This is a genomic window from Streptomyces sp. NPDC020996, assembly GCF_040641355.1.
In the GTDB taxonomy this organism is placed as follows: domain Bacteria; phylum Actinomycetota; class Actinomycetes; order Streptomycetales; family Streptomycetaceae; genus Streptomyces.
Genome location: NZ_JBFADM010000010.1, coordinates 141,774 through 163,227, shown reverse-complemented (window position 1 = coordinate 163,227; position 21,454 = coordinate 141,774). Strand labels below are relative to the sequence as shown.

Annotated in this window: 18 protein-coding genes; 10 read left to right on the top strand and 8 right to left on the bottom strand. The window is 74.0% G+C overall.

Features of this window, described 5'->3' with window-relative positions:
- Window positions 1-97 precede the first annotated feature (97 nt).
- Window positions 98-1,495 carry a DUF6421 family protein gene (locus AB0G63_RS10605; protein WP_360747394.1) on the bottom strand — a complete coding sequence of 466 codons (1,398 nt, stop codon included), beginning with the start codon at window positions 1,493-1,495 and terminating at the stop codon, window positions 98-100.
- Between the two features lie 304 nt (window positions 1,496-1,799).
- On the opposite strand from AB0G63_RS10605, the gene AB0G63_RS10600 reads away from it, so the two are divergent.
- Window positions 1,800-2,483 (top strand): glycerophosphodiester phosphodiesterase family protein, encoded by a 684-nt coding sequence (locus AB0G63_RS10600; protein WP_360747391.1) that lies wholly within the window; start codon window positions 1,800-1,802, stop codon window positions 2,481-2,483.
- Between the two features lie 66 nt (window positions 2,484-2,549).
- Here the strand turns inward: AB0G63_RS10600 and AB0G63_RS10595 are convergent, their stop codons facing one another.
- The gene (locus AB0G63_RS10595) at window positions 2,550-3,104 is read right to left on the bottom strand and encodes a GNAT family N-acetyltransferase (protein WP_360747388.1); all 555 of its coding nucleotides are present in this window, start codon (window positions 3,102-3,104) and stop codon (window positions 2,550-2,552) included.
- Between the two features lie 70 nt (window positions 3,105-3,174).
- Between AB0G63_RS10595 and AB0G63_RS10590 the strand changes: the two genes are divergently transcribed.
- Window positions 3,175-3,567, top strand: a complete 393-nt coding sequence (locus AB0G63_RS10590) for a VOC family protein (protein ID WP_360747385.1) — start codon at window positions 3,175-3,177, stop codon at window positions 3,565-3,567.
- A 128-nt stretch (window positions 3,568-3,695) separates the two neighbouring features.
- Here the strand turns inward: AB0G63_RS10590 and AB0G63_RS10585 are convergent, their stop codons facing one another.
- Both AB0G63_RS10585 and AB0G63_RS10580 read right to left on the bottom strand, forming a co-directional pair.
- On the bottom strand, window positions 3,696-4,235 hold the full coding sequence (locus AB0G63_RS10585; RefSeq protein WP_360747382.1) for a MarR family transcriptional regulator: 540 nt from the start codon (window positions 4,233-4,235) through the stop codon (window positions 3,696-3,698).
- Window positions 4,232-5,917, bottom strand: a complete 1,686-nt coding sequence (locus AB0G63_RS10580) for an FUSC family protein (RefSeq protein ID WP_360747379.1) — start codon at window positions 5,915-5,917, stop codon at window positions 4,232-4,234. Before AB0G63_RS10580 ends, AB0G63_RS10585 begins: the two co-directional genes overlap by 4 nt.
- Before the next feature lie 167 nt (window positions 5,918-6,084).
- Between AB0G63_RS10580 and AB0G63_RS10575 the strand changes: the two genes are divergently transcribed.
- The 4 genes from AB0G63_RS10575 (at window position 6,085) to AB0G63_RS10560 (ending at window position 9,193) form a co-directional block, all read left to right on the top strand.
- Complete coding sequence (locus AB0G63_RS10575) at window positions 6,085-6,627, top strand: DUF5134 domain-containing protein (protein ID WP_360747376.1); 543 nt, start codon at window positions 6,085-6,087, stop codon at window positions 6,625-6,627.
- A gap of 199 nt (window positions 6,628-6,826) precedes the next feature.
- Complete coding sequence (locus AB0G63_RS10570; protein ID WP_360747373.1) at window positions 6,827-7,498, top strand: phosphatase PAP2 family protein; 672 nt, start codon at window positions 6,827-6,829, stop codon at window positions 7,496-7,498.
- Window positions 7,499-7,536: 38 nt separating this feature from the next.
- Window positions 7,537-8,226 (top strand): HAD-IA family hydrolase, encoded by a 690-nt coding sequence (locus tag AB0G63_RS10565; protein WP_360747370.1) that lies wholly within the window; start codon window positions 7,537-7,539, stop codon window positions 8,224-8,226.
- Window positions 8,227-8,443: 217 nt separating this feature from the next.
- Window positions 8,444-9,193 carry a helix-turn-helix domain-containing protein gene (locus tag AB0G63_RS10560; RefSeq protein ID WP_360747367.1) on the top strand — a complete coding sequence of 250 codons (750 nt, stop codon included), beginning with the start codon at window positions 8,444-8,446 and terminating at the stop codon, window positions 9,191-9,193.
- 37 nt (window positions 9,194-9,230) lie between these two features.
- On the opposite strand, the gene AB0G63_RS10555 is transcribed toward AB0G63_RS10560, so the two are convergent.
- Window positions 9,231-9,701 (bottom strand): DUF6214 family protein, encoded by a 471-nt coding sequence (locus AB0G63_RS10555; protein WP_360747364.1) that lies wholly within the window; start codon window positions 9,699-9,701, stop codon window positions 9,231-9,233.
- Window positions 9,702-9,926: 225 nt separating this feature from the next.
- On the opposite strand from AB0G63_RS10555, the gene AB0G63_RS10550 reads away from it, so the two are divergent.
- On the top strand, window positions 9,927-11,402 hold the full coding sequence (locus AB0G63_RS10550) for a nucleobase:cation symporter-2 family protein (RefSeq protein ID WP_360747361.1): 1,476 nt from the start codon (window positions 9,927-9,929) through the stop codon (window positions 11,400-11,402).
- 83 nt (window positions 11,403-11,485) lie between these two features.
- Here AB0G63_RS10550 and AB0G63_RS10545 read toward each other — a convergent pair whose 3' ends face one another.
- Together AB0G63_RS10545 and AB0G63_RS10540 are read right to left on the bottom strand one after the other, a co-directional pair.
- Window positions 11,486-15,790, bottom strand: coding sequence for a cation-translocating P-type ATPase (locus AB0G63_RS10545; protein ID WP_360747358.1), 4,305 nt, complete (start codon window positions 15,788-15,790; stop codon window positions 11,486-11,488).
- A gap of 8 nt (window positions 15,791-15,798) precedes the next feature.
- A complete protein-coding gene (locus AB0G63_RS10540; RefSeq protein ID WP_360747355.1) occupies window positions 15,799-16,506 on the bottom strand; it encodes a hypothetical protein in 708 nt (235 codons plus the stop codon).
- A gap of 427 nt (window positions 16,507-16,933) precedes the next feature.
- Here AB0G63_RS10540 and AB0G63_RS10535 point away from each other — a divergent pair, with 427 nt between their 5' ends.
- Entirely contained in the window at window positions 16,934-17,911 is a 978-nt protein-coding gene (locus tag AB0G63_RS10535) for a polysaccharide lyase family 1 protein (protein ID WP_360747352.1), read from the top strand.
- 77 nt (window positions 17,912-17,988) lie between these two features.
- Window positions 17,989-18,795 (top strand): pectate lyase, encoded by an 807-nt coding sequence (locus tag AB0G63_RS10530; protein ID WP_360747349.1) that lies wholly within the window; start codon window positions 17,989-17,991, stop codon window positions 18,793-18,795.
- A gap of 110 nt (window positions 18,796-18,905) precedes the next feature.
- On the opposite strand, the gene AB0G63_RS10525 is transcribed toward AB0G63_RS10530, so the two are convergent.
- Window positions 18,906-19,649 (bottom strand): PaaX family transcriptional regulator C-terminal domain-containing protein, encoded by a 744-nt coding sequence (locus tag AB0G63_RS10525; protein ID WP_360747346.1) that lies wholly within the window; start codon window positions 19,647-19,649, stop codon window positions 18,906-18,908.
- Between the two features lie 71 nt (window positions 19,650-19,720).
- Here AB0G63_RS10525 and AB0G63_RS10520 point away from each other — a divergent pair, with 71 nt between their 5' ends.
- The gene (locus tag AB0G63_RS10520) at window positions 19,721-21,388 is read left to right on the top strand and encodes an acyl-CoA dehydrogenase family protein (RefSeq protein WP_360747343.1); all 1,668 of its coding nucleotides are present in this window, start codon (window positions 19,721-19,723) and stop codon (window positions 21,386-21,388) included.
- Window positions 21,389-21,454 lie beyond the last annotated feature (66 nt).

Genomic DNA, 21,454 nt, shown 5'->3' with positions numbered 1-21,454 from the left:
CGGAGGGGCGCCGCAGTCGGCGGCGAGGGCGCGAGTGTGCTCGCGCCCCGGCCGCTGCTGACGCGCCCCTCCGGCTCACTCCGGACGGCGCGATCGCTCACGCGGCGATCCGCTCGGCACTCTCCGCCGTGATGCCCTTGGTCGAGGAGATCACATTCTTCAGCTTCTTGGAGAGGGCCTCATAGAACATGCTCAGCGGAAACTCGTCCGGAAGCACGTCGTCGACGAGTTTCCGCGGCGGCTGGTTCAGGTCCAGGGCCTCAGGACCCTTGGCCCAGCGGGAGGCGGGGTGCGGGGCGAGGTAGGTGGAGACCAGCTCGTACCCGGCGAACCAGTGCACGAGCTTGGGGCGGTCGATGCCGTCGCGGTACAGCTTCTCGATCTCGGCGCACAGCTGGTTGGTGACCTGCGGAGCGCGCTCCCAGTCGATCGACAGCTTGTTGTCGGTCCAGCGGACGACGTCGTGCCGGTGCAGGTAGGCGAAGAGCAGCTGGCCGCCGAGGCCGTCGTAGTTGCGGACGCGCTCGCCGGTGACCGGGAAGCGGAACATGCGGTCGAACAGCACCGCGTACTGCACGTCACGGGCCTGCGGGACGCCCTCGGCCTGGAGCTCGACGGCCTCCTTGAAGGAGGTCAGGTCGCAGCGCAGCTCCTCCAGGCCGTACATCCAGAACGGCTGGCGCTGCTTGATCATGAACGGGTCGAAGGGCAGGTCGCCGTGGCTGTGGGTGCGGTCGTGGATCATGTCCCACAGCACGAACGCCTCCTCGCAGCGCTTCTGGTCGTGGACCATCGCGGCGACGTCCTCGGGCAGTTCGAGGCCGAGGATGTCGACGGCGGCCGCGGTGACGCGGCGGAAGCGGGCGGCCTCGCGGTCGCAGAAGATCGCGCCCCAGGTGAAGCGCTCCGGCGCCTCGCGCACGGCTATGGTCTCCGGGAAGAGCACGGCGGAGTTGGTGTCGTAGCCGGAGGTGAAGTCCTCGAACGTGATGCCGCAGAACAGCGGGTTGTCGTAGCGGGTGCGCTCCAGCTCGGCCAGCCAGTCCGGCCACACCATGCGCAGCACGACCGCCTCCAGGTTGCGGTCGGGGTTGCCGTTCTGCGTGTACATCGGGAAGACGACCAGGTGCTGCAGGCCGTCGACGCGGTTCGCGGCGGGCTGGAAGGCCAGCAGCGAGTCGAGGAAGTCGGGCACCTGGAAGCCGTCGGTGATCCACCGCTCCAGGTCCTTGACCAGCGCCTCGTGGTAGGCGCGGTCGTGCGGGAGCAGCGGGGAGAGCTCCTCCACCGCCGCGGCGACACGCCGTACGGCGGCTTCGGCGTCCGCGCGGCCGGGGGCGCCCTCGGCCGCGAAGTCGATCGACCCGTCCTTGGACTGCCATGGCCGGATCAGCTCCACGGCATCCTTGAGCACAGGCCACGCCGGGTGCTCGACCACCCTGGTCGCGGGAGGAACCTGCTCCTCCACAGCCGCCTGCACAAGAATTTCCGTCATGTCTCATCCTCCACGGGAGAACCTCGCGTACGAAGACGGTATACACATGAGGTTTCCCTCAGCAAGGGGAGCCTCAGCAAATTATCCTGCTCACCCCCCGCCGTCACCGAACTTTTTCCTGTCAGTCACGGTGAACGCGACGATTACGGGTATCCGAACCCCTCGGCCGCCCCGAGACGGCAATCCGCTCTCCGACCGGGGTTCAACGCGGGGCGGGGCGGTTAGGCTGCGGATCTGCCCGCGCGGCCGCCCGCTCCGGTCCGGGCGGGCTCCGAGCCGCCGTCGACGGGAAGCGAGTCGAACGTTGAACTTCCTCACCATCGGTCACCGCGGAGTGATGGGTGTCGAACCCGAGAACACCCTCCGGTCCTTCGTCGCCGCCGAGCAGGCCGGCCTCGACGTCATCGAACTCGACCTCCACCTGAGCAAGGACGGCGCGCTCGTCGTCATGCACGACACCGACGTGGACCGCACGACCGACGGGAGCGGCCCGATCGCCGGGAAGACCCTCGCCGAGCTGCGCCTCCTGGACGCGGGGCGCGGGGAGCGCGTCCCGGTCCTGGAGGATGTGCTGGACGCGGTGGCGGCGCCGCTGCAGGCCGAGATCAAGGACGTGCGGGCGGCACGGGCGCTGGCGCAGGTCATGCTCGACCGGGACCTGGTCCCACGGGTGGAGGTGTCCTCGTTCCACGACGAGGCGGTCGCCGAGATCGCCCGGCTGGTGCCCGGCGTGCGGACCGCTCTCATCGGCAGCCGGTACCACACCGACATCGTGGAACGCGCCGTCGAGGCCGGCGCCTCGACCGTCTGCCTCAACATCCGCCGGCTGACGCTGGAGATCGTGGAGGCGGCCCGCAAGGCGGACCTGCGGATCGTCGGCTGGGTGGTGAACACCCAGGACCACCTGCGGCTCGCCCGGGCCCTGGGGCTGGACGGCGTGACCACCGACTTCCCGGAGATCAAACGCACCGGCCGCTTCACGGCCTGAGAGCCGGCTTCACCACAGCCTCGGGGCCGACTTCACGGCCTCAGGGCCGCCTTCACGGCCTGGGAGTCAGCCGAGTTCCTTGACCAGCAGCTCGAACTCCAGGTCGTCCCGCTGCGGGATGCCGAAGCGCTCGTCGCCGTACGGGAAGGGGGACGTCTTCCCCGTACGGCGGTAGCCGCGCCGCTCGTACCAGGCGATCAGGTCCTCCCGTACGGAGATCACGGTCATGTGCATCTCCTTCACGCCCCAGGTCTCGCGGACCGTGCGCTCCGCCTCCGCGATGATCACCTTGCCGAGGCCCGCGCCCTGCAGCCGCGGGCTGACCGCGAACATCCCGAAGTAGGCGTGGTCGCCGCGGTGTTCGAGCTGACAGCAGGCGACGACGCGGCCGTCCCGTTCCACCGTCAGCAGCCGGCTGTCGGGCGACTTGACGACCTCGAGCACGCCCTCCGGGTCGGTCCGCTGCCCCTGGAGGATGTCCGCCTCGGTGGTCCACCCGGCCCGGCTGGCGTCCCCGCGGTACGCCGACTCGATGAGCGCGACGAGCGTGTCCACGTCGGCGTCGGTGGCGTCACGGAAGGTCAGTCCGGCGGCGGACGCGGCGGTCTCAGCGGTCTCCATGGGTGCTTTCTCCACTCTCCGGCACGGCTGGGCAGGAATGAGGGTAACCCTGCCGCTAGGCTCCCGGTGCATGGTGCACGTACTGAGCAGCCGGGTCCTCCTGCGCCCCACCGACCCCGAGCGGTCCCGCGCCTTCTACGGCGATCAGCTCGGCCTCGCCGTCTACCGCGAGTTCGGCACCGGCCCGGACCGCGGCACGGTCTACTTCCTCGGCGGCGGCTTCCTGGAGGTCTCGGGCCGTGCCGAGACCGCGCCGTCCCCGTCCCTGCGGCTCTGGCTCCAGGTCGAGGACATGACCGCGGCCCACGAGGAGCTGCGCGGCGAGGGCGTGCAGATCGTGCGGCGTCCGGTGAAGGAGCCGTGGGGGCTGATCGAGATGTGGATCGCGGACCCGGACGGGACGCGGATCGTCCTGGTGGAGGTGCCGGCCGACCACCCGATCCGCTACCGGCCGGGCATCTGATCCGGCTTCTCTCCGCGAGGGGCGAGGAGGAACACTCCCGGCGAGGGCGAGGGCGAGGGCGAGGGCGACGGCGAGGGCGACGGCGACAGCGGAGAGCGACGGCAACGGCGACGGCGGACAGCGGCGGCTCAGGCGCGCAGGGCGTCGAGGCGGCCCTCCAGGCGGCCGAGCAGCTCGCCGAGGAGGCCGGCGAGTTCCCCTCTGCCCTGCGGGTCGAGCACGGACAGCACGGCGGTCTCGTAGGCGAGCTGCTCAGGGAGGATGCCGTCGACCAGGTCGCGGCCGGCGTCCGTGAGGCGCACGTGGGCGACGCGGCGGTCGCGGGTGTCGCCGCGGCGCTCGACCAGCCCGCGCTCGGTCAGCTGCTTGAGGCGCTTGGTGACGGCGGCGCCGGAGGAGAAGGTCTCGCGGGCCAGCTCGCTGGGGGTCAGTTCGTGGCCGGTGCGGCGCAGCGCGCCCAGCAGGTCGAACTCGGCCCGGCTGAGCCCGGCCCGCCGCAGTGGGGCGTCCTCGGCCTGCTGCAGGAGGGCGGAGCAGCGGTTGATGCGGCCGATGATCTCCATCGGCCCGGTGTCGAGCTCCGGATGGACGGCCCGCCACTGCCGGACCACCGCCGAGACGGTGTCGCCCCCGGTCGTGTTCCGTGCGCCCGCTGCGGTCCCCGTCATGGCCGAATGTCCTCCGTGCTCGTTGCCGTGTCCCCGTCCAGGTGCAGTCCCTGGCGTCGTACCGTCGCGGCGAGCGTACGGTGTCCGGCCTGTTCGGCGCGCATCACCCTCTCCTGGGGCAGCGCGCGCTGCCACCATTCGCCGGACGCGGCGTCGACCGTGGCGCGCAGGTCGGTCAGCGCGGCGGCGAGGCCGCGGCGGGCGGCCTCCAGGGCCGCTGGGGCGGGCGCCGGTTCCGCGAGGAGGCGGGCCGTGCGCTCGCGGGAGCGTTCGACGGCGGTCAGGGCCGGCTCGACGCGGTCGGCCACGCGCCGGTTGGTGACGGCCACCCCGGCGAGGAACCCGACCAGCGCGCCGACGACGGTGTCCGCCACCCGCTCGGTGATCAGCCGCCCCGGCTGCTGGAAGCCGGCGAACTCGGTGATGAGCAGCGCCATCGGTGTCACGCAGACGTTGCCGAGCCAGTAGTTGCGGCCGATCAGCGCCTCGGCGCCGAAGTTGAAGGCGAGGCAGCACAGCACCAGGGCGGCCTGCCCCAGGTGGGCCAGCGGGACGACGGCGGCGAAGAGGAGGACGCCGGCCAGGTTGCCGACGACGCGCTGGACGGCCCTGCCGAAGGTGAGGGTGAGGTTGGCCTGGTAGAGCGAGGCGGCGGTGACCAGGGCCCAGTACGGGCGGCCGACGCCCAGGGCGAGTGAGGCGTAGCCGGCGAGGGCGCAGCCCAGGGCGGTGCGCGCGGCGATCGGGGCGAGCGGGCCGAGGCGGTGCCACCAGGCGCGGTGCGGCGCGGCCGGCTCGGCGTCCGTGCCGAGGACGTCGTCGGCGTCGGCCTGCGGCGCGCCGGGCTGGGGCTGCGGGATGCGGCCGGTGCCGCGCAGGCCGCGGGCCCACTCGCGTAGCCGCCCCGGGTCGGTGTCGGCGGGCGCGGCGAGGGCGACCTCGGCGCGGACGACAAGCCGTTCGAGGGCGTGCCGGGTGCCCGTGGAGCGCGTGCCGAGGGTGAGGAGGGTGTGCCGGGCGGCCTGGACCGCGGCGGCCGCGGCGGCGCGGGCCCGGCCGTGCGGGTCCTCGCGGTGGCTCTCGGCGTAGGAGGCGGCGGCGTTCAGGGCGTGGGCGGTGGCCCGGCGCTCCGGGCCGTGCGGACGCACCGGGGCGGGCGCCATGCCGACGATCCAGGCCCAGGCGCCCGCCGCGAGGGCCAGCGCGAGGTGGCCGGGGACCTGGCCGAGGGTCTGCGGGGCGAAGAGGGAGGCGGAGGTGATGAAGGTGAGGACCACGTTGCCGGGCGGGCCGATGCGGGTCGCGTCGCACAGCGCCTTCTGCGCCGCGGCCAGCAGCGCGCCGACGGCCACGGGGACGACGGCGCCGGTCGTGACGGAGGCCGTGACCAGGGCTACGGCGAGGCCGCCGACCATGCCGAGGACCACCCACGCGAGTGCCCGGGCCCGGGCCGCGTACGGGCGGTTGTGCCCGTAGAGCGCGCACAGGGATCCGGCCATCGTGTACATCGCCAGGTCGAGCCGGCCCAGCGCCAGCAGGAGCAGGTTGGGCGGCGCGACGGAGACGATCACGCTCAGGGCGGGCTTGAACCAGATGTCCGAGGGCCGGCCCACGCGCAGCACGCCGGCGAGCGGGAGGCGGCGGACGCGCGGAGTCGCGGAGGCAGGGGGCGCACTGATCACACGTACAAGATTAGCAGGTGTTTTACCTGTAAAGCATCTACCGTGACCTGCCGTGCTCCGTCCAACGCTCCCCGTGTACACCCTTGCGCTCGCGTGCGCGCCGCTTCGTGAGGGCATCGACGCACTGTCCGACACCGACACCGACACCGTCGAGCGGGGAGGCGCGAGTGCACGGAGCGGCTTCGTACGGCTGGCTGCTGGTCGCGCTGTGCGCGGCGACCGGCGCCTACTGCCTGCTGCGGATGCGCAGCACCGTCGAGGAGCAGCGCCGGGCCGCGGGCGGCGAGGCGCTGATGGGCTTCGGCATGGCGGCGATGGCCGTGCCGGCGGCCGCGTTCAGCCCGCCGGCGTGGACGTGGCCGGTCTACGCGGGCGTGTTCGGCGTGGCCGCGCTGCGCGCCCTGTGGGCGGCGCGGACCAGCGTGCACCATCTGCACCACCTGGTCGGCGCCTCGGCCATGGTCTATATGGCGGTCGTGATGGCCGGCTCCCCCGGGCACCATGCGGAACACGGCGCCACGTCGGGGGTGCCGCTCGTGACGGGTGCCCTGCTGCTGTATTTCACGGGCTACGTCCTGCACTCCGGTGTCCGGCTGGTACCCGCCGGCGCGGGCAGCGCGGCGGCGGGGTGGGGCGACCGGCCGGAGCTGTCGCGGGCGTGCCGGCTGTCGATGGGGATCGCGATGGTGGCGATGCTGATCGCTCTGTGATCCGGTGCCGGCCGGCCGTGACGTGTCCGCGCTTCGCGGCCGTCGCCGCTCCGGCCGCCGGCCGCTTCTGGGCAGAGCGGCGCGGTGCCGCCCGCGGCGCCGGTGCGGGTGGCGTCCGGGCCTGTATCGCGGGCCTCGGGGTAGCCGGGATCCCAGGCGGCATTCGCCTCCCGCCCCGGACGTCGACGAGGATCAGCCCATGCACACCCAGTCCGTCGACTCCCCGCCCCCTCCCGCGGCCCCGCGTACCGCCCTCCGCGCCGCGACCGTCCTCGCGTTGTGCTCGGCGCTGCTGCTGATCCTGGTCGCGGCCCGCTGGCGTCCGCTGACCTGGTTCGACGGGGACGTCTCCCGCACCACCCACCGCTGGGCGGTCGACGATCCCGGCCTGACCCACGTCTGCCGCATCCTGACGGACTGGGTCTGGGACCCGACGACGATGCGCCTGCTGTGCGCGGCCGCCGCGGTGTGGCTGGTGTGGCGGCGCTCGGCGTGGTGGACGGCGGGCTGGCTGGTGGCCGTGAGCGCGGTGGGCACCGTGCTGCAGCAGTCCCTCAAGGCCGCGGTGGACCGCCCGCGGCCGGTGTGGCGGGACCCCGTCGACTCCGCTCACTACGCGGCCTTCCCCTCGGGCCACGCCCTGACCGCCACCGTCGTCTGCGGCCTCCTGCTGTGGCTGCTCCACCACTACGGCGTGGGCCGCGCCCTGTGGCGTACGGCGGTGACGGTCGCCGTGGTGTCGGTGGCCGGGGTGGGCCTGACCCGGGTGTGGCTGGGGGTGCACTGGCCGTCGGACGTGCTGGGCGGCTGGCTGCTGGGCGCGATGCTCGTGGCGCTGGCGGTGGCGGCTCACCAGCGGTGGCGGCCGTGAGGCCCGGCGGCGGGCCCGGCTCCCCGTAGGATCCGCTCATGACCGCCGTGCTGTTCGACTTCTCCGGCACCCTGTTCCGTATCGAGTCCGCCGAGTCCTGGCTGCGTGCGGTCCTGGACGAGGCCGGGATCGCGCCGGCGGAGGCGGAGGTGACGCGGACGGCGCGGGCCCTGGAGGCGGCGGGGGCGCTGCCGGGCGGGCCGGCGCCGGTGCGGGTGCCTGCCGAGGCGGCCGGACTGTGGACGGTGCGCGACCGCAGCGCCGAGGAACACCGCGCCGCCTACACCGCGCTCGCCCGGCAGGTCCCGCTCCCCGAGCCGGGGCTCTACGACGCCCTCTACGACCGGCACATGACGCCGCAGGCGTGGACCTGCTACCCCGACGCCCCCGAGGTGCTGCGCACGCTGCGCGAGCGCGGGATCGCCGTGGGCGTGGTCAGCAACATCGGCTGGGACCTGCGCCCGGTCTTCCGCGAGCACGGCCTCGACCGGTACGTGGACGCCTACGTCCTGTCGTACGAGCACGGCGTCCAGAAGCCCGACCCCCGGCTGTTCGCGACCGCCTGCGAGGCGCTGGGCGCCGAGCCGGCCGCGACGCTGATGGTCGGCGACGACCGGCGGGCGGACGGCGGAGCGGCGGCGCTCGGGTGCCGGGTGCACTTCGTTGACCATCTGCCCGCCGGGCAGCGGCCGGACGGACTGCGGCCGGTGCTGGACCTCGTGGGCTGACCCCGGGGCCGCGCGCGCTCCGGACGGTGCTTCGCGCTCGCGGCCCTCCGGGCCGGCATGGACCGACCTACCGGCCGCTGCGAATGAAACAGCCGCCCGCCTGAGACGATCCCCCGCGTCGCCCCAGACGGACGGCAGCCCTGAACAGCCCTCTGGGGGCCGGTGCGGACCAGCTGAGTATAGTTGGCTGGCAGCCAGTCAACGCAGGAGTTACAGCATGTCCCCGCGCAGCGCCTCGGTCAATGAAGAGTTGCGGAGACGTTCCCGGGAGCGGCTCCTGCAGGCGGCCGTCGAGCTGGTCGGAGAGCGCGGCTACGAGGCCACGACGCTCGCCGACATCGCGGACCGGGCGGGCTCGGCTCGCGGCCTGGTGTCGTACTACTTCCCGGGAAAGCGCCAGCTCGTGCAGTCCGCCGTGCACCGGCTGATGCACCGCACGCTGGAGGAGGGGCTGGAGCGCGAGCCGCGCACCGAGGACGGCCGCGAGCGGATGGCGCGGGCCATCGACGCGATCCTGGGCCTGGCCCGGGACCGGCCGGTGCTGATGCGCCAGCACATGGCGGGGCTGCTGCAGGCGGAGGGCTTCGTGCAGTGCCCGGAGCAGCAACGCCTGGCGGAGCTGCTGCGGGACACGGCGGCCCGGCACGGATCGCGGGACGTCGACGCGGACTATCCGATGCTGCGCTCGCTGCTCATGGGCGCCGTCTACACGATGGTGGTGCCGAACGTGCCGATGCCGTCGGTGACCCTGCGCGCCGAGCTGTTCAAGCGCTACCGGCTCGACTGGGAGATGGGCTTCCCGCCGGATGCCGGGGCGGCGTCCGGCGGCACGCCGTGCGAGACGGACCTGTCACGGTACTTCGCCACCGGCGAGCAGCCGGACGGTGAGCAGTCCGACGGCGAGCAGTCCGACGGCGGGCGGCCGGACGCCGGGCAGTCCGACGGCGAGCCGGTTCCGCGGAAGTAGCCCGGCCGCGCCCGGACATGGGACTCGGCCGGCGGTTTCAGCGTCGCAGGTGGCGCGGCGTCAGCAGGCCCGCGTCGCGGGCCCGGCCGATCAGCCGGAGCGAGGTGCGTCGACTGTGGCCGGTCGCGCACATCACCGCCAGGACCGGATCGGCGCCCCGTTCCTGGGCCGCCCGGTACTCCCGTGCCACCAGCCACCGCTCCTCGATCCCGCGCGGCGCCGGACGGGCCCGGTGTGCTCCGGAGGGCTCGCCCGGGGCGCAGAGCGGCTCGCCGTCCGCGCCGCACGCCTCGGCCAGCGGCTCCTCCAGCCAGTCGGCGAGCACCGCGAGGTCGTCCAGGGACAGCGCGGGCTGCGCCTTCACGTCCTCGATGCACACGCCTCCGTCCCGGACCACGGCGAGGGCGTCGACCCGGGCGCCGTCGTCGAACGCCAGCCGGACGTCGAACCAGGCCGTCGTCACCGGTCCCTGGCTCTCCCGGACCCTCCAGGCGGGCCGCACGGACACCGTGCCGTCCGTGGGGCGACGAGCGGAGAGATCAAGAAATGATGCGTTCAGCACATACGCAACGTAACCGCATGATCACTTAACGCACGAACGAACACGCGCTGCCGCACCGCGCACGGCACCCTGCCGGCGGAGCGCCGACGGACCGGGGCGGGCAGGGGCGGACTGCGGACGGGCCGACGGACGGACCGGACCGGACCGGCGGACGGGACACAGACCGTGCCCATGACGACGACCGCTCCCCCGCATCCCGCCGACCCCGTCGACGAAATCCCGCCCGCACGGCAGTTGGCCGCCTTCGGCCTGCAGCACGTGCTCGCGATGTACGCGGGCGCCGTCGCGGTTCCGCTGATCGTGGGCAGCGCGATGAAGCTGTCGCCCGCGGACCTGGCGTACCTGATCACCGCCGACCTGCTGGTGTGCGGCATCGCCACGCTCATTCAGTGTGTGGGCTTCTGGCGGTTCGGCGTGCGGCTGCCGATCATGCAGGGCTGCACGTTCGCGGCGGTGTCGCCGATGGTGCTCATCGGCACGACGGGCGGCGGACTGCCCGCGATCTACGGCTCCGTGATCGTCGCGGGGCTGGCGATCATGCTGCTGGCGCCGGTCTTCGGCAGGCTGCTGCGCTTCTTCCCGCCACTGGTCACCGGCACCGTCATCCTGATCATCGGCATCTCGCTGCTGCCGGTCGCGGGCAACTGGGCCGCGGGCGGAGTCGGCTCGAAGGACTTCGGGCAGCCGAAGAACCTCGCCCTGGCCCTCTTCGTGCTGCTGGTGGTGCTGGGCGTGCAGCGGTTCGCGCCGGCGTTCCTGAGCCGGATCGCGGTGCTGACCGGCATCGCGGTGGGTCTGGTGGTGGCCGTGCCCTTCGGGTTCACGGACTTCGGCGCGGTCGCCGACGCCGACTGGGCCGGCATCAGCACGCCGTTCCACTTCGGCACGCCCGCGTTCGAGGCGTCGGCGATCGTCTCCATGCTGGTGGTCGCGCTGGTGACGATGACCGAGACGACCGGGGACCTCATCGCGGTCGGCGAGCTGACGGGGCGTAAGGTGCAGCCGCGTTCGCTGTCCGACGGGCTGCGCGCCGACGGCCTGTCCACGGTCCTCGGCGGCGTCTTCAACACCTTCCCGTACACCGCGTACGCCCAGAACGTGGGCCTCGTCGGCATGACCCGGGTGCGCAGCCGCTGGGTCGTCGCCACCGCGGGCGGCATCCTGGTCCTGCTCGGCCTGCTGCCCAAGCTCGGCGCGGTGGTCGCGGCGATCCCGGCGCCGGTGCTCGGCGGCGCCGGTCTGGTGATGTTCGGGACGGTCGCGGCGAGCGGCCTGCGGACGCTGTCCCAGGTCGACTTCAAGGGCAACAGCAACCTGACGGTGGTGGCCGTCTCGGTGGCCATGGGCGTCCTGCCGGTCGGGGTGCCGACGGCCTACGAGAAGTTCCCGGACTGGTTCCAGACGGTCATGAACAGCGGGATCAGCGCCGGCTGCCTCACCGCGATCGTCCTGAACCTGCTCTTCAACCACCTCCCCGCGAAGGCCGGTCCGGCCCTCCCCGCCTCCGTAGGCCTGCCGGTCGGCGGCGGCGAGGAACCGGTCGGGACGTCACCGGAGGAGGCCGCCGGGGCGGAGGCGCCAAGTACGGCGGAGGCGCCGCGGACGGCTGAGGCGCCGAGTACGGCCGAGACGCCGCGGACGGCCTGACCTCCACTCAAACCGCAGGACCGCAGCCGAGCAACCAGGTGCCGGCCGTCGGACGTGAGGACGTCCGGCGGCCGGCACCGGTGTCACCGGGCGGCGGCGGGCGCCGTGGCGGCGGGGCGGCCGGCCAGCCGCAGGACCGTCTCCTCCAGCCGCGGCAGGGCGCGCTGACCGGTGACGGCGAGCGCGATCGCCGCGAGCACACCGGCCCAGGCGAACGGGCCGAGTGGCGTGCAGCCGAACAGATGGCTCGCTCCCGGGACCTGCACCAGCGCGACCAGGGCGGCGGCGGAGCCGAGCGAGGTGACGCGCACCAGCGGGCTGTCGCGGCGGTCGGCCAGGGTCTGGGCGAGCTGGGTGCCCACCAGCGCGCACAGCGCCATCGTCGTGGAGCGCCGCGCGGTGCCCGGCGTGAAGCGGCCGAACAGCCAGGCGGCCGTGGCCCCGAGACCCGTCGTCAGGGCGCGGTGCCGGATCTGTTCCATCAGCGGGACGCCGAGCATGGAGGCGCCGAGCGGATGCTCGGGGTCCTCGTGATCCTCGCGCGGGGTGACCGCCACGGCCATCGCCGGGAACAGGTCCGTGAAGAGGTTCACCAGCAGCATCTGCCGGGTGGACAGCGGGGCGGAGCGGCCGAGGACGGTGCCGAGGATGCCGAAGCCGATCTCGCCGGCGTTGCCGCCGATCAGGATCGCGATCGCGTCGGCGACGCTGTGCCACAGGGCGCGCCCCTCACGGACGGCCTCGACGAGCACTGTCAGGTCGTCTTCGGTCAGGACGATGTCGGCGGCGTTGCGGGCGGCGGCGGAGCCACGGGTGGTGAGGCCGACGCCGATGTCGGCGGTACGGATGGCGGCCGCGTCGTTGGCGCCGTCGCCGACCATGCCGACCACCCGGCCGCCGTCCCGCAGGGCCTCCACGACCTGGAGCTTCTGCTCGGGCGCCACCCGGGCCACGACGCCGGTGTCGCGCAGCATCCGGGCCCGCTCGGAGCGGTCGGCGGCGGCCAGTTCGTCGCCGGTGACCACCTCGGTGTCCTCCGGCCAGCCCAGGTGGACGGCGATGGCCCGGGCGGTCTGCGGATGGTCGCCGGTCAGCATCACCGGCCGCACGTCCGCCTCGCGCAGCCCGCGCACGAGTTCAGTGGACGTGGCCCGCGGCACGTCGGCCAGCGCCACCAGCCCGGTGAACCGTAGCCGCTCCAGCGGTTGTCCGAGCACGTCCGGGTCCTTCTCGGCGTCGTCGAGGACGCGTTCGGCGACCGCCAGCACGCGCAGCCCGTCGCGGGCCAGCGCGTGGGCGGTGTCGGACGCCGTGCCTGCCAGGTCCGCGCACAGCGGCAGGACCGTCTCCGGGGCGCCCTTGACCACCAGCCGGCGCATGCCGTCCGCGGCGTGCCCCACCGCGGCGGCGTAGCCCCGGCCGGCCTCGAACGCCAGGCCCTCGGTCTGCGTCCACTCCGGGTCCTCGCCGGCCGCGTCCAGAACCGCCCCGTCGGTGGCGTGCACGGGCCGGCCGGAGCCGCCGTTGAGGCGGGGGCAGGCGCGTGCCGCGGTCCGCAGCACGGTGTTGTCGGCCGCCTCCCGCGGGGAGTGGACGGCGCCGTCGGCGTCGGCCACCCGGACCAGGCGCAGCTGGTTCTCGGTGAGGGTGCCCGTCTTGTCGAAGCAGACGGTGTCCATCCGGCCCAGCGCCTCCAGCGTCCGAGGGGCCCGTACCAGGACGCCGCGCCGGCTGAGCCTGCGGGCGGCGGCCAGCTGCGCCACGGTGGCCACCAGCGGCAGCCCCTCGGGGACGGCGGCCACGGCCACCGCGACACCGCCGCTCACTGCCTGGCGGATGGGTGTGCCGCGCAGCAGCGACAGCCCGGTCACCGCGGCTCCGCCGGCCATGGTCAGCGGCAGTGTCTTGCGGGTGATCTCCTGCAGGCGTGCCTGGACCCCGGCGGCCGGCGGGGTGCGGGCGGCGAGGTGGACGGCGCGGGCCGCCTCGGTGCGCTCACCGGTCTCCACCACGACGGCCCGGGCGTGCCCGGCGACGACGGTGGTGCCTTCGAAGACCATGCACCGCCGGTCGGCCACGGCGGCGCGCGGGGTCGGCTCGGTCTGCTTGTCGACGGGGAGGGACTCGCCGGTGAGGGCCGACTCGTCGACCTCCAGGGCGTCCGCCCACAGCAGCCGCGCGTCGGCGGGCACGACGTCGTCCGCCTGCAGCGCGATCACGTCGCCGGGGTGGAGCTTGGCGGCGTCCACGGTGCGCGTCGCCCTTTCCTCGTCCTCCGGGGCGATGCGGGCCTTCTGTTTGTGTTCCGCGAACAGCCCGGACAGCGCGCGCTCGGCGCGCAGCCGCTGGACGCCGCCGACGAGGGCGTTCACATCGAGTGCGCCTACGACCAGCAGGGCGTCCGCGGCGGAGCCGAGGATCGCCTCGGCCGCCGAGCCGACGGCGAGGACGGGGGTGAGCGGGTCGTGGAGTTCGCTGCGTACCGCGCGGGCGAGCTGGAACGTCCACCGCGCCGGCGCCAGCACGGGGACGCGGCCCGCGGCGCCGGCCGCACGGCGCACCCGGGAGGCCGCGTCCCCGTAGGTGCCCGGCGGTTCCTCGTGGGTGGCCGCCAGCCTGCTCTCCACGTCCCCCGAGGCCAGGGCGTGCCAGGCCACCCGGGGCCGGGGACGGGGGGCACGGGCCACCGCCACGCCGAGGGCGGCCCGGGTGCCGCTGAGCAGGGCCACGGCGGCGCTCGCGTCGACGGGGATGTGCCGCAGTCCGGGGATGACGCGGCCACGGCGACCGCGGCGGGCCTCGCCGATGGCCACCAGCAACCCGGACAGGGCCGCACCGGACTTGGCCAGGGTCTGCGACCTGTGGCCGACGGCACGGGCGGCCGGCACCGCGGTCAGCAGCCGCCACACGTCCGGCAGGCCGCCGGGGGCGACCACGTCGGCGCCCCACACCACCGGGGCGTCCGCGTCCGCGAGCGCGACGGCCACGTCGCCGGCCAGCAGCCCCGACAGCACGTCGGCGGCTTCCGCCCGCTCCGGCCGGGCGACGGTCAGCACGCCGCCGCGCCGGCGCAGGACGTCCACCGCCTCACGCAGCGGACGGTCGGCCGGGATCAGGTGGTCCGCGATGGTGGTGAAGTCCGCCAGCGCCGGGTCGTCCACCACCACGACGCGCAGTCCGGCGGTGCGGGCCGCGTCGAGGACCGCCTCGACCCACGGGTCGGCGCCCGCGCCCGCGCCGCGCAGGGCGCTGGGGTGCAACAGCACCGACTCGGTCGTCTCCAGCTGCCCCAGCCGCTCGGTGTCCCGTACGAGGATGCCCGCGCGGGCGAGCATGCCGCCCAGGACGGCGTTGAACGCGGAGGGGCCGTAGCGCGCGGCCTTGGGCGAGCCCGCGAGCACCGCCTCGGCGGTTTCCGCCACGTCGTGCTTGACCAGCAGCGTCGCCGCGGCGCCCAGCAGACTGCCGGTGCCCGCGTGGGTGGCGTACTCCTGGGCCGGGGAGCCGCGCAGGGGCGGACGCGGGCAGGCGCCCGCCGGCACGCCGGGACGGTCGGGGACGCACAGCCGGTCGTGCAACGCGTCGAACGCGGCGGCCCGCGCCACGGTCTCGCCCAGCTGGCAGGCGCGCAGGGCGCCGTCCAGTGCCAGGGCGGTGGGAGTCTGGCCCGCTCCGTGGACGACAGCGTTCACGTAGGCCAGCATCAGGTCCATGCGGGAGCGGCCGTAACGTTCCCGCAGCAGGCGGCGGAAGCGCGGGTTCTCGCGCAGCAGCGTCACGAGTGCCGTCGCCAGGCGGGGCGAGGCAGGCAGGCGCAGGGCGTATCCGGCCAGCCCGGCGCCCATGCCGACGGCGTCTGCCAGCAGGGCCGCCGCGGCGGTGCGCACTCCGGCCGGGTCGCCCGGGTGCGGGAACTCCTCCACCGCCTCGTCGTCCGCGCCCAGGCCGTGCTGTTCCGCGAGGTCGGTGGCCCGCTCGAGGACCCGGTCGGTCACGGCGTCCTCCCCCGCGGCCACCACCAGGCGGGCCAGGCCCCCGTCCCAGTAGGCGTAGGCGACGTCCGGCCGTTCGGCCAGCGCCTTCGCCACCCGCCGCGCCACCTGTGCCGTCCCGCCCGCGCGCCGTACGACGTCCGGCGCGGCGGGCCGCAGCGCGAGGTGGGCACGCCGCCCGGAGCGCCAGTGGCGATGGCCGCCCGGCAGGGCGTTGCGGGCCACCCGCGTGACCCTGACGGTGGCGTCCGCGCCGCGCACGCCCGCCCTGGCCGTCCCGGCCGCTGCCGCGGCCACCGCCCCGGCGGCCGGCGCGGTGCCCCGCGCCAGCAGCCGGGGGCCCGCCAGCGCCAGGCCGGCCGCGGCCGAGGACACCCTCAGCAGTCCGAGCGCCATGGCGGACCTCAGTCCTTGCCGCGGCCGCGCCGCGCGGTCGGGGCGGTCTCGGCGGCGGCCGTCTTGGCCCTGGTCTTGGTCTTGGTCCCGCCGGCCCGCTTGGCGCGGGTCTTCGCGGCCGGCGTCTGGGACGGCTTCGGGGCCGATGTCTCGGCGGGCAGCGTGGGCAGCTTGTCGGACGGCGTGGACGCCATCGGTGCCGCCTTGGGGTGGTGGGCGGAGGACTGGGCCGCCAGCACCGCGGGGGTCGGCGCGTGCGTCCCCGCGGCCTCGGTGGTCTCGATGGTCTCGGTGGTCTCGGTGGTCCTCGGCGCCTTCGCAGTCTCCTCTGCCTCGGTGGTCTCGCTGGTCTTCTCTGCCTCCGGGGCCTCCGAGACCTCGGCCGCCGGCTCGGTCGTGGCGGACGGTTCGGACGGTTCGGACGCCTGGGCCGCCCCCTCCTCAGGGCCGTGCTCCTCTTCCGGGCGCGGCTGGGTCAGCCAGGCCACGGCCGCTCCGGCGATCGCCACGGGCCACTCCACCACGCCCGCGACGCCGAGGACTCCGGCTCCGGTGTACACCGCCAGCCGTCGGCGCCGGGGTGTGATCGCCTCGACCTTGTCGAGCGTTCCTTGGGCCGCCCTCTCCAGCAGCCCGACGCCGGGCACCCTGCGCAGTGCCGAGACGGTGGTGCGCAGTGGCTCCGGCAGGTCACTCGTCGACTTCTCCCCTGCCATGACGTCGTCGCCTCCCGAGCTGATCCGGGTCGTGGGTCAGCCGGGTTCCCGGGATGCGCGACCCCATCCGCGCTGGTCGGAATTCCCTTGGCGACCGTGAAGCCGCAGCCGCCGACCGCTCGTCCGGAGGGCGGAGGCGGGAGCGCTCGTGGCGCCGGACCACCCGGGACCGGGGGAGCGCTCCCACACCTGCGCCCCAGAGGCGACCCCGCACCTCCTGCCCCGCCGCCGCCCTGACCAGGGTCGGCCGAATGTGTTCCGCGCGAAGCGTTGACCAGAAAGCGCTTACCCCTTACGGTCCGTTCAACAGAGTGACCGGCAGGCGCCCTACAGGGCCCGAATGGCCACTCTGCTCGCGCGCGGAGTTCAACATGGCGTACATCGTTCACGTACACGTCGATCAAGTCCTCCGAAAGGACGCACCCGCATGCGTACTCGCCCCCCACGTACACACGCGCAAAGGGCCTCACTGGTGACGGCCGCCGCGGCCGCCCTCGCGACGGCGGCCGTCCTCGCCCTGCCGCAGTCGGCCGGCGCGGCCGAGTCGTCGCCGATCGGCTACGGCGCCGGGACGACCGGCGGCGGCAGCGCCACCGCGGTCACCGTCTCGACGCTGGACGCCTTCAAGTCGGCCGTGAGCGGCAGCACGGCGAAGGTCGTGAAGGTCAACGGCACGATCTCGCTCAGCGGTCAGGTCGACGTCGGGTCCAACACCACGGTCCTGGGCGTCGGTTCGTCGTCCGGGTTCACCGGCGGCGGGCTGCGGCTGAAGAAGGCGACCAACGTCGTCGTCCGCAACCTGAACATCAGCAAGGCGGTCGGCACCGACGCCATCACCGTCCAGCAGTCGACCAAGGTGTGGATCGACCACAACACCCTGTCCTCCGACCTGGACCACGGCAAGGACTACTACGACGGCCTGCTCGACATCACGCACGCCTCGGACAACGTCACCGTGTCCTGGAACACCTTCAAGGACCACTACAAGGGCTCGCTCGTCGGCCACAGCGACAACAACGCGAGCGAGGACACCGGGCATCTGCACGTGACGTACCACCACAACTGGTTCAACAACGTCAACTCGCGCATCCCCAGCCTGCGCTTCGGCACCGGGCACTTCTACGACAACTACGTCGTCGGGGCCTCGACCGCCTGCCACTCACGCATGGGCGCCCAGATGCTGGTCGAGAACAACGTCTTCCGCTCGACGCAGGTCGCGGTCACCACGAACCGGGACAGCGACCAGGACGGGTACGCCAACCTGCGCGGCAACGACCTCGGCGGAGCCACCACCGAGATCTCGCAGGTCGGCACCTTCACCAGCCCGCCCTACAGCTACACCGCCGAGCCCGCCTCGAGCGTGGTGGCCTCGGTGACGGCCGGCGCGGGCACCGGGAAGATCTGACCCGCCCCCACAAACCCCCCACTGCTCCACCCCACCCCCCACTTGTCCACCCCCCAACTGGAAGAAGGCATCGGGACATGGCTTCACCAGCACGTGTACGCGCCCGTCGGCGCACCCTGACCGGGGCACTGACCGCCGTCGGGCTCTCTGCTGTCATGATCATGGCAGAGGGCGCGCTGACCCCGGCGGCCGCGGCCACCTGGCCCACCGCGAACGGCAGCCAGGCGGTCACCGCCACCATCTCGGTCTCCGGTACCAAGGACTACGGGATGAAGCGCCTCTACGGCAGCGGCGACCTCGGCACCGGCGGCCAGAGCGAGAGCCAGGACCCGATCCTGGACCTGGCTCCCGGCACCGTCCTGAAGAACGTCATCATCGGCGCGCCCGCCGCCGACGGCATCCACTGCGAGGGCAGCTGCACGCTGCAGAACGTGTGGTGGGAGGACGTCGGCGAGGACGCGGCGACGTTCCTGGGCTCGTCGTCGTCCAACGTGTACACCGTCTCCGGCGGCGGCGCGAAGGAGGCCAGCGACAAGGTGTTCCAGTTCAACGGCGCCGGGACGCTCAACGTCTCCAACTTCGCCGTGCAGAACTTCGGCAAGCTGGTCCGCTCGTGCGGCAACTGCTCCAAGCAGTACAAGCGGACCATCAACCTGAACACCATCGAGGCCACCTACAAGGGCAGCGCGCTCGTCGGGATCAACACCAACTACGGCGACAGCGCGACGCTGAAGAAGATCACGATCGTCGGGGACAGCAGCAAGAAGATCGTGCCCTGCCAGAAGTACATCGGCAACAACACGGGCGCGGAGCCGACCAAGAACGGCAGCGACGCCGACGGCACGTACTGCAAGTACTCGTCCTCGGACATCACCTACAAGTAGCCCCACCGCCCCCACGGTGATCCCGGCCGTACGAAGCGCCTCCGCGCGGCGCTTCGTACGGCCGTCCCGTCATCGCCCACGCCCCGCGCGACCGGGTCCCGCGGAGGGCCTCACTGTCCCAGCGAGCCGGCGATCTCGCGCCGGTACTCCGCGTAGGCGGCGCGCAGGGCCGCGCCCGGCCAGTCCGCGGGCAGGAGTTCGGCGGGCAGGACGGGGTCGGCGAGCAGATGGCGTACCACCGCCGCGAAGGCGGTGAAGCGGTCGGCCGGGCCGTGCGCGCCGGCCAGGTGCGCGAGCAGGGCGCGGGCGGTGGCCGCCCAGGCGTCGAGCGGCCACAGCCGGGCCGCGAGTGCGGTCGCGGACCCTTCGGGGCGGGCGGTGAAGCGCTGGGCCACCGGCTCCAGGTCGTCCGGCACGGGCCGGATCAGGTTGGCGGGGCGCAGCCACACGCCCTCCCGCAGCTCGGCCAGGCGCAGCTCGGCCAGGCGGGCGCGCAGGCCTGCTCGTTCGGCGGCGCCGCGGCCCGTGGCGGTGACGACCACCGTCTCCCAGTCGCCGTCCCACGCGCGCGTGCGCGGCCGCACCGCCTCGTCCTGGCGCCGTCGGCGCTCCAGCAGGCGGTCGCTGAGCCGGTAGACGCCATCGGTGCGCCGCAGGTCGCCGGCGGCCGCCATCCGGCTGAGCGCGGCCCGGAGCGTGGAGCCGCCGATCCCGAAGGGTTCCACCGCGCGGACGAGGTCCTTGACCGCGAGCTGAGGGGGATGCGCGCCCAGCAGCAGGCTGAGCACGACCGAGCGCGCGGACAGCGGCCGCAGGTCCACCTCGCCGGGCGGCGCCGGCACGTTCATCCGCATGGGCACGTACTGTACGTGCCGGGCTTTGTTGCGTCGTTGCTACAGCCGCAGAAGAGGTGCAACATGACGGCATGGTCTCGATGCCCGCGCCACCGCAGCCGCAGCCGCCGTACGCCACCCACGACGTCACCAACCAGCCGCCGCCCCTGACCCCGTACGACGCCGCCGAGGACGCTGCCCTGCTGGAGGGGCTGCGCCGGGAGGGGGCGGGCTGGGCCGAGGAGGGCATCAGGCGGCTGGGGCTGCGCGCGGGCAGCGCCGAGGTGCAGGAGTGGGCCGAACTGGCCAACGTCCACGAGCCGGTGCTGCGCACGCACGACCGGTACGGCAACCGCGTCGACGAGGTCGACTTCCATCCGAGCTGGCACCACCTGATGCGGGCCGCGGTGGCCGAGGGCCTGGCGGGCACGCCGTGGGCCGAGGACCGGCCCGGCGCCCATGTCGCCCGCACCGCCGGGGGCCTGGTGTGGGGGCACACCGACGCCGGGCACGGCTGTCCGACGTCGATGACGTACGCGGCCGTGCCCGCGCTGCGCGCGCAGCCGGACCTGGCGAAGGTCTACGAACCCCTGCTGACCGGCCGCGAGTACGAGCCCGGCCTGAAGGTGCCGGCCGAGAAGCGGGGCCTGCTCGCGGGCATGGGGATGACGGAGAAGCAGGGCGGCTCCGACGTCCGTACGAACACCACCACGGCGACGCCGACCGCCGAGGAGGGCGTCTACACGCTGCGCGGGCACAAGTGGTTCACGTCGGCGCCGATGTGCGACGTCTTCCTGGTGCTGGCGCAGGCCCCGCAGGGGCTGTCCTGCTTCCTGGTGCCGCGCATCCTGCCCGACGGCAGCCGCAACACCTTCCGCATCCAGCGGTTGAAGGACAAGCTGGGCAACCGGTCCAACGCCTCCTCCGAGCCCGAGTTCGACGGGACCGTCGCCTGGCTCGTCGGGCCCGAGGGCCGCGGCGTCAAGACGATCATCGAGATGGTCAACTGCACCCGCCTGGACTGCGTGATGATGTCGGCAGCGCTGATGCGCAAGACCCTGGTCGAGGCCGGCCACCACGCGCGCCACCGCAGCGCTTTCGGCGCGCGGCTGATCGACCAGCCGCTGATGCGCAACGTGCTGGCCGACCTGGCGCTGGAGTCGGAGGCGGCCACCACGCTCGCGCTGCGGCTGGCCGGCGCGGCCGACCGCGCGGTGCGCGGGGACGCGGCCGAGACCGCGTTCCGCAGGATCGCCACGGCCGTCGGCAAGTACTGGGTCACCAAGCGGGGTCCGGCCTTCACGGCGGAGGCCCTGGAGTGCCTGGGCGGCAACGGCTACGTGGAGGAGTCGGGCATGCCCCGCCACTACCGCGAGGCCCCGCTGCTGTCGATCTGGGAGGGCTCGGGCAATGTCAACGCCCTCGACGTGCTGCGGGCGCTCCGGCGCGAACCGGCCACCGCCCAGGCCCTGTTCGACGAACTGGCCCTGGCACGGGGGGCGGACGCCCGGCTGGACGCCGCCGTCACCCGGCTCGATGGTCTGCTGGCCACGGGCTCCGAGGCCGGCGCGCGCCGGCTGGTGGAGCTCATGGCCCTGACGCTGCAGGCCGCCCTCCTGGTCCGGCACGCCCCGCCCGCCGTCGCCGACGCCTTCTGCGCGACCCGGCTGGGCGGCGACTGGGGGCACGCCTTCGGCACGCTGCCCGACGGGGCCGCCCTGGACGCCATCCTGGAACGCTCGCTGCCGCAGGGCTCCTGACGCACTGTGTTTCCAGGTCTCCGGGTCGGCGGGCCGGCGGCGCCGACCCGCCTGCGGTGCGCCGCC

Excerpts from the sequence above, each read along its gene's own strand:
- AB0G63_RS10605 (WP_360747394.1), bottom strand. The coding sequence starts at position 1,495 with ATGACGGAAATTCTTGTGCAGGCGGCTGTGGAGGAGCAGGTTCCTCCC.
- AB0G63_RS10595 (WP_360747388.1), bottom strand. The coding sequence starts at position 3,104 with ATGGAGACCGCTGAGACCGCCGCGTCCGCCGCCGGACTGACCTTCCGT.
- AB0G63_RS10590 (WP_360747385.1), top strand. The coding sequence starts at position 3,175 with ATGGTGCACGTACTGAGCAGCCGGGTCCTCCTGCGCCCCACCGACCCC.
- AB0G63_RS10585 (WP_360747382.1), bottom strand. The coding sequence starts at position 4,235 with ATGACGGGGACCGCAGCGGGCGCACGGAACACGACCGGGGGCGACACC.
- AB0G63_RS10570 (WP_360747373.1), top strand. The coding sequence starts at position 6,827 with ATGCACACCCAGTCCGTCGACTCCCCGCCCCCTCCCGCGGCCCCGCGT.
- AB0G63_RS10565 (WP_360747370.1), top strand. The coding sequence starts at position 7,537 with ATGACCGCCGTGCTGTTCGACTTCTCCGGCACCCTGTTCCGTATCGAG.
- AB0G63_RS10560 (WP_360747367.1), top strand. The coding sequence starts at position 8,444 with ATGTCCCCGCGCAGCGCCTCGGTCAATGAAGAGTTGCGGAGACGTTCC.
- AB0G63_RS10550 (WP_360747361.1), top strand. The coding sequence starts at position 9,927 with ATGACGACGACCGCTCCCCCGCATCCCGCCGACCCCGTCGACGAAATC.
- AB0G63_RS10545 (WP_360747358.1), bottom strand. The coding sequence starts at position 15,790 with ATGGCGCTCGGACTGCTGAGGGTGTCCTCGGCCGCGGCCGGCCTGGCG.
- AB0G63_RS10540 (WP_360747355.1), bottom strand. The coding sequence starts at position 16,506 with ATGGCAGGGGAGAAGTCGACGAGTGACCTGCCGGAGCCACTGCGCACC.
- AB0G63_RS10535 (WP_360747352.1), top strand. The coding sequence starts at position 16,934 with ATGCGTACTCGCCCCCCACGTACACACGCGCAAAGGGCCTCACTGGTG.
- AB0G63_RS10530 (WP_360747349.1), top strand. The coding sequence starts at position 17,989 with ATGGCTTCACCAGCACGTGTACGCGCCCGTCGGCGCACCCTGACCGGG.
- AB0G63_RS10525 (WP_360747346.1), bottom strand. The coding sequence starts at position 19,649 with ATGCGGATGAACGTGCCGGCGCCGCCCGGCGAGGTGGACCTGCGGCCG.
- AB0G63_RS10520 (WP_360747343.1), top strand. The coding sequence starts at position 19,721 with ATGGTCTCGATGCCCGCGCCACCGCAGCCGCAGCCGCCGTACGCCACC.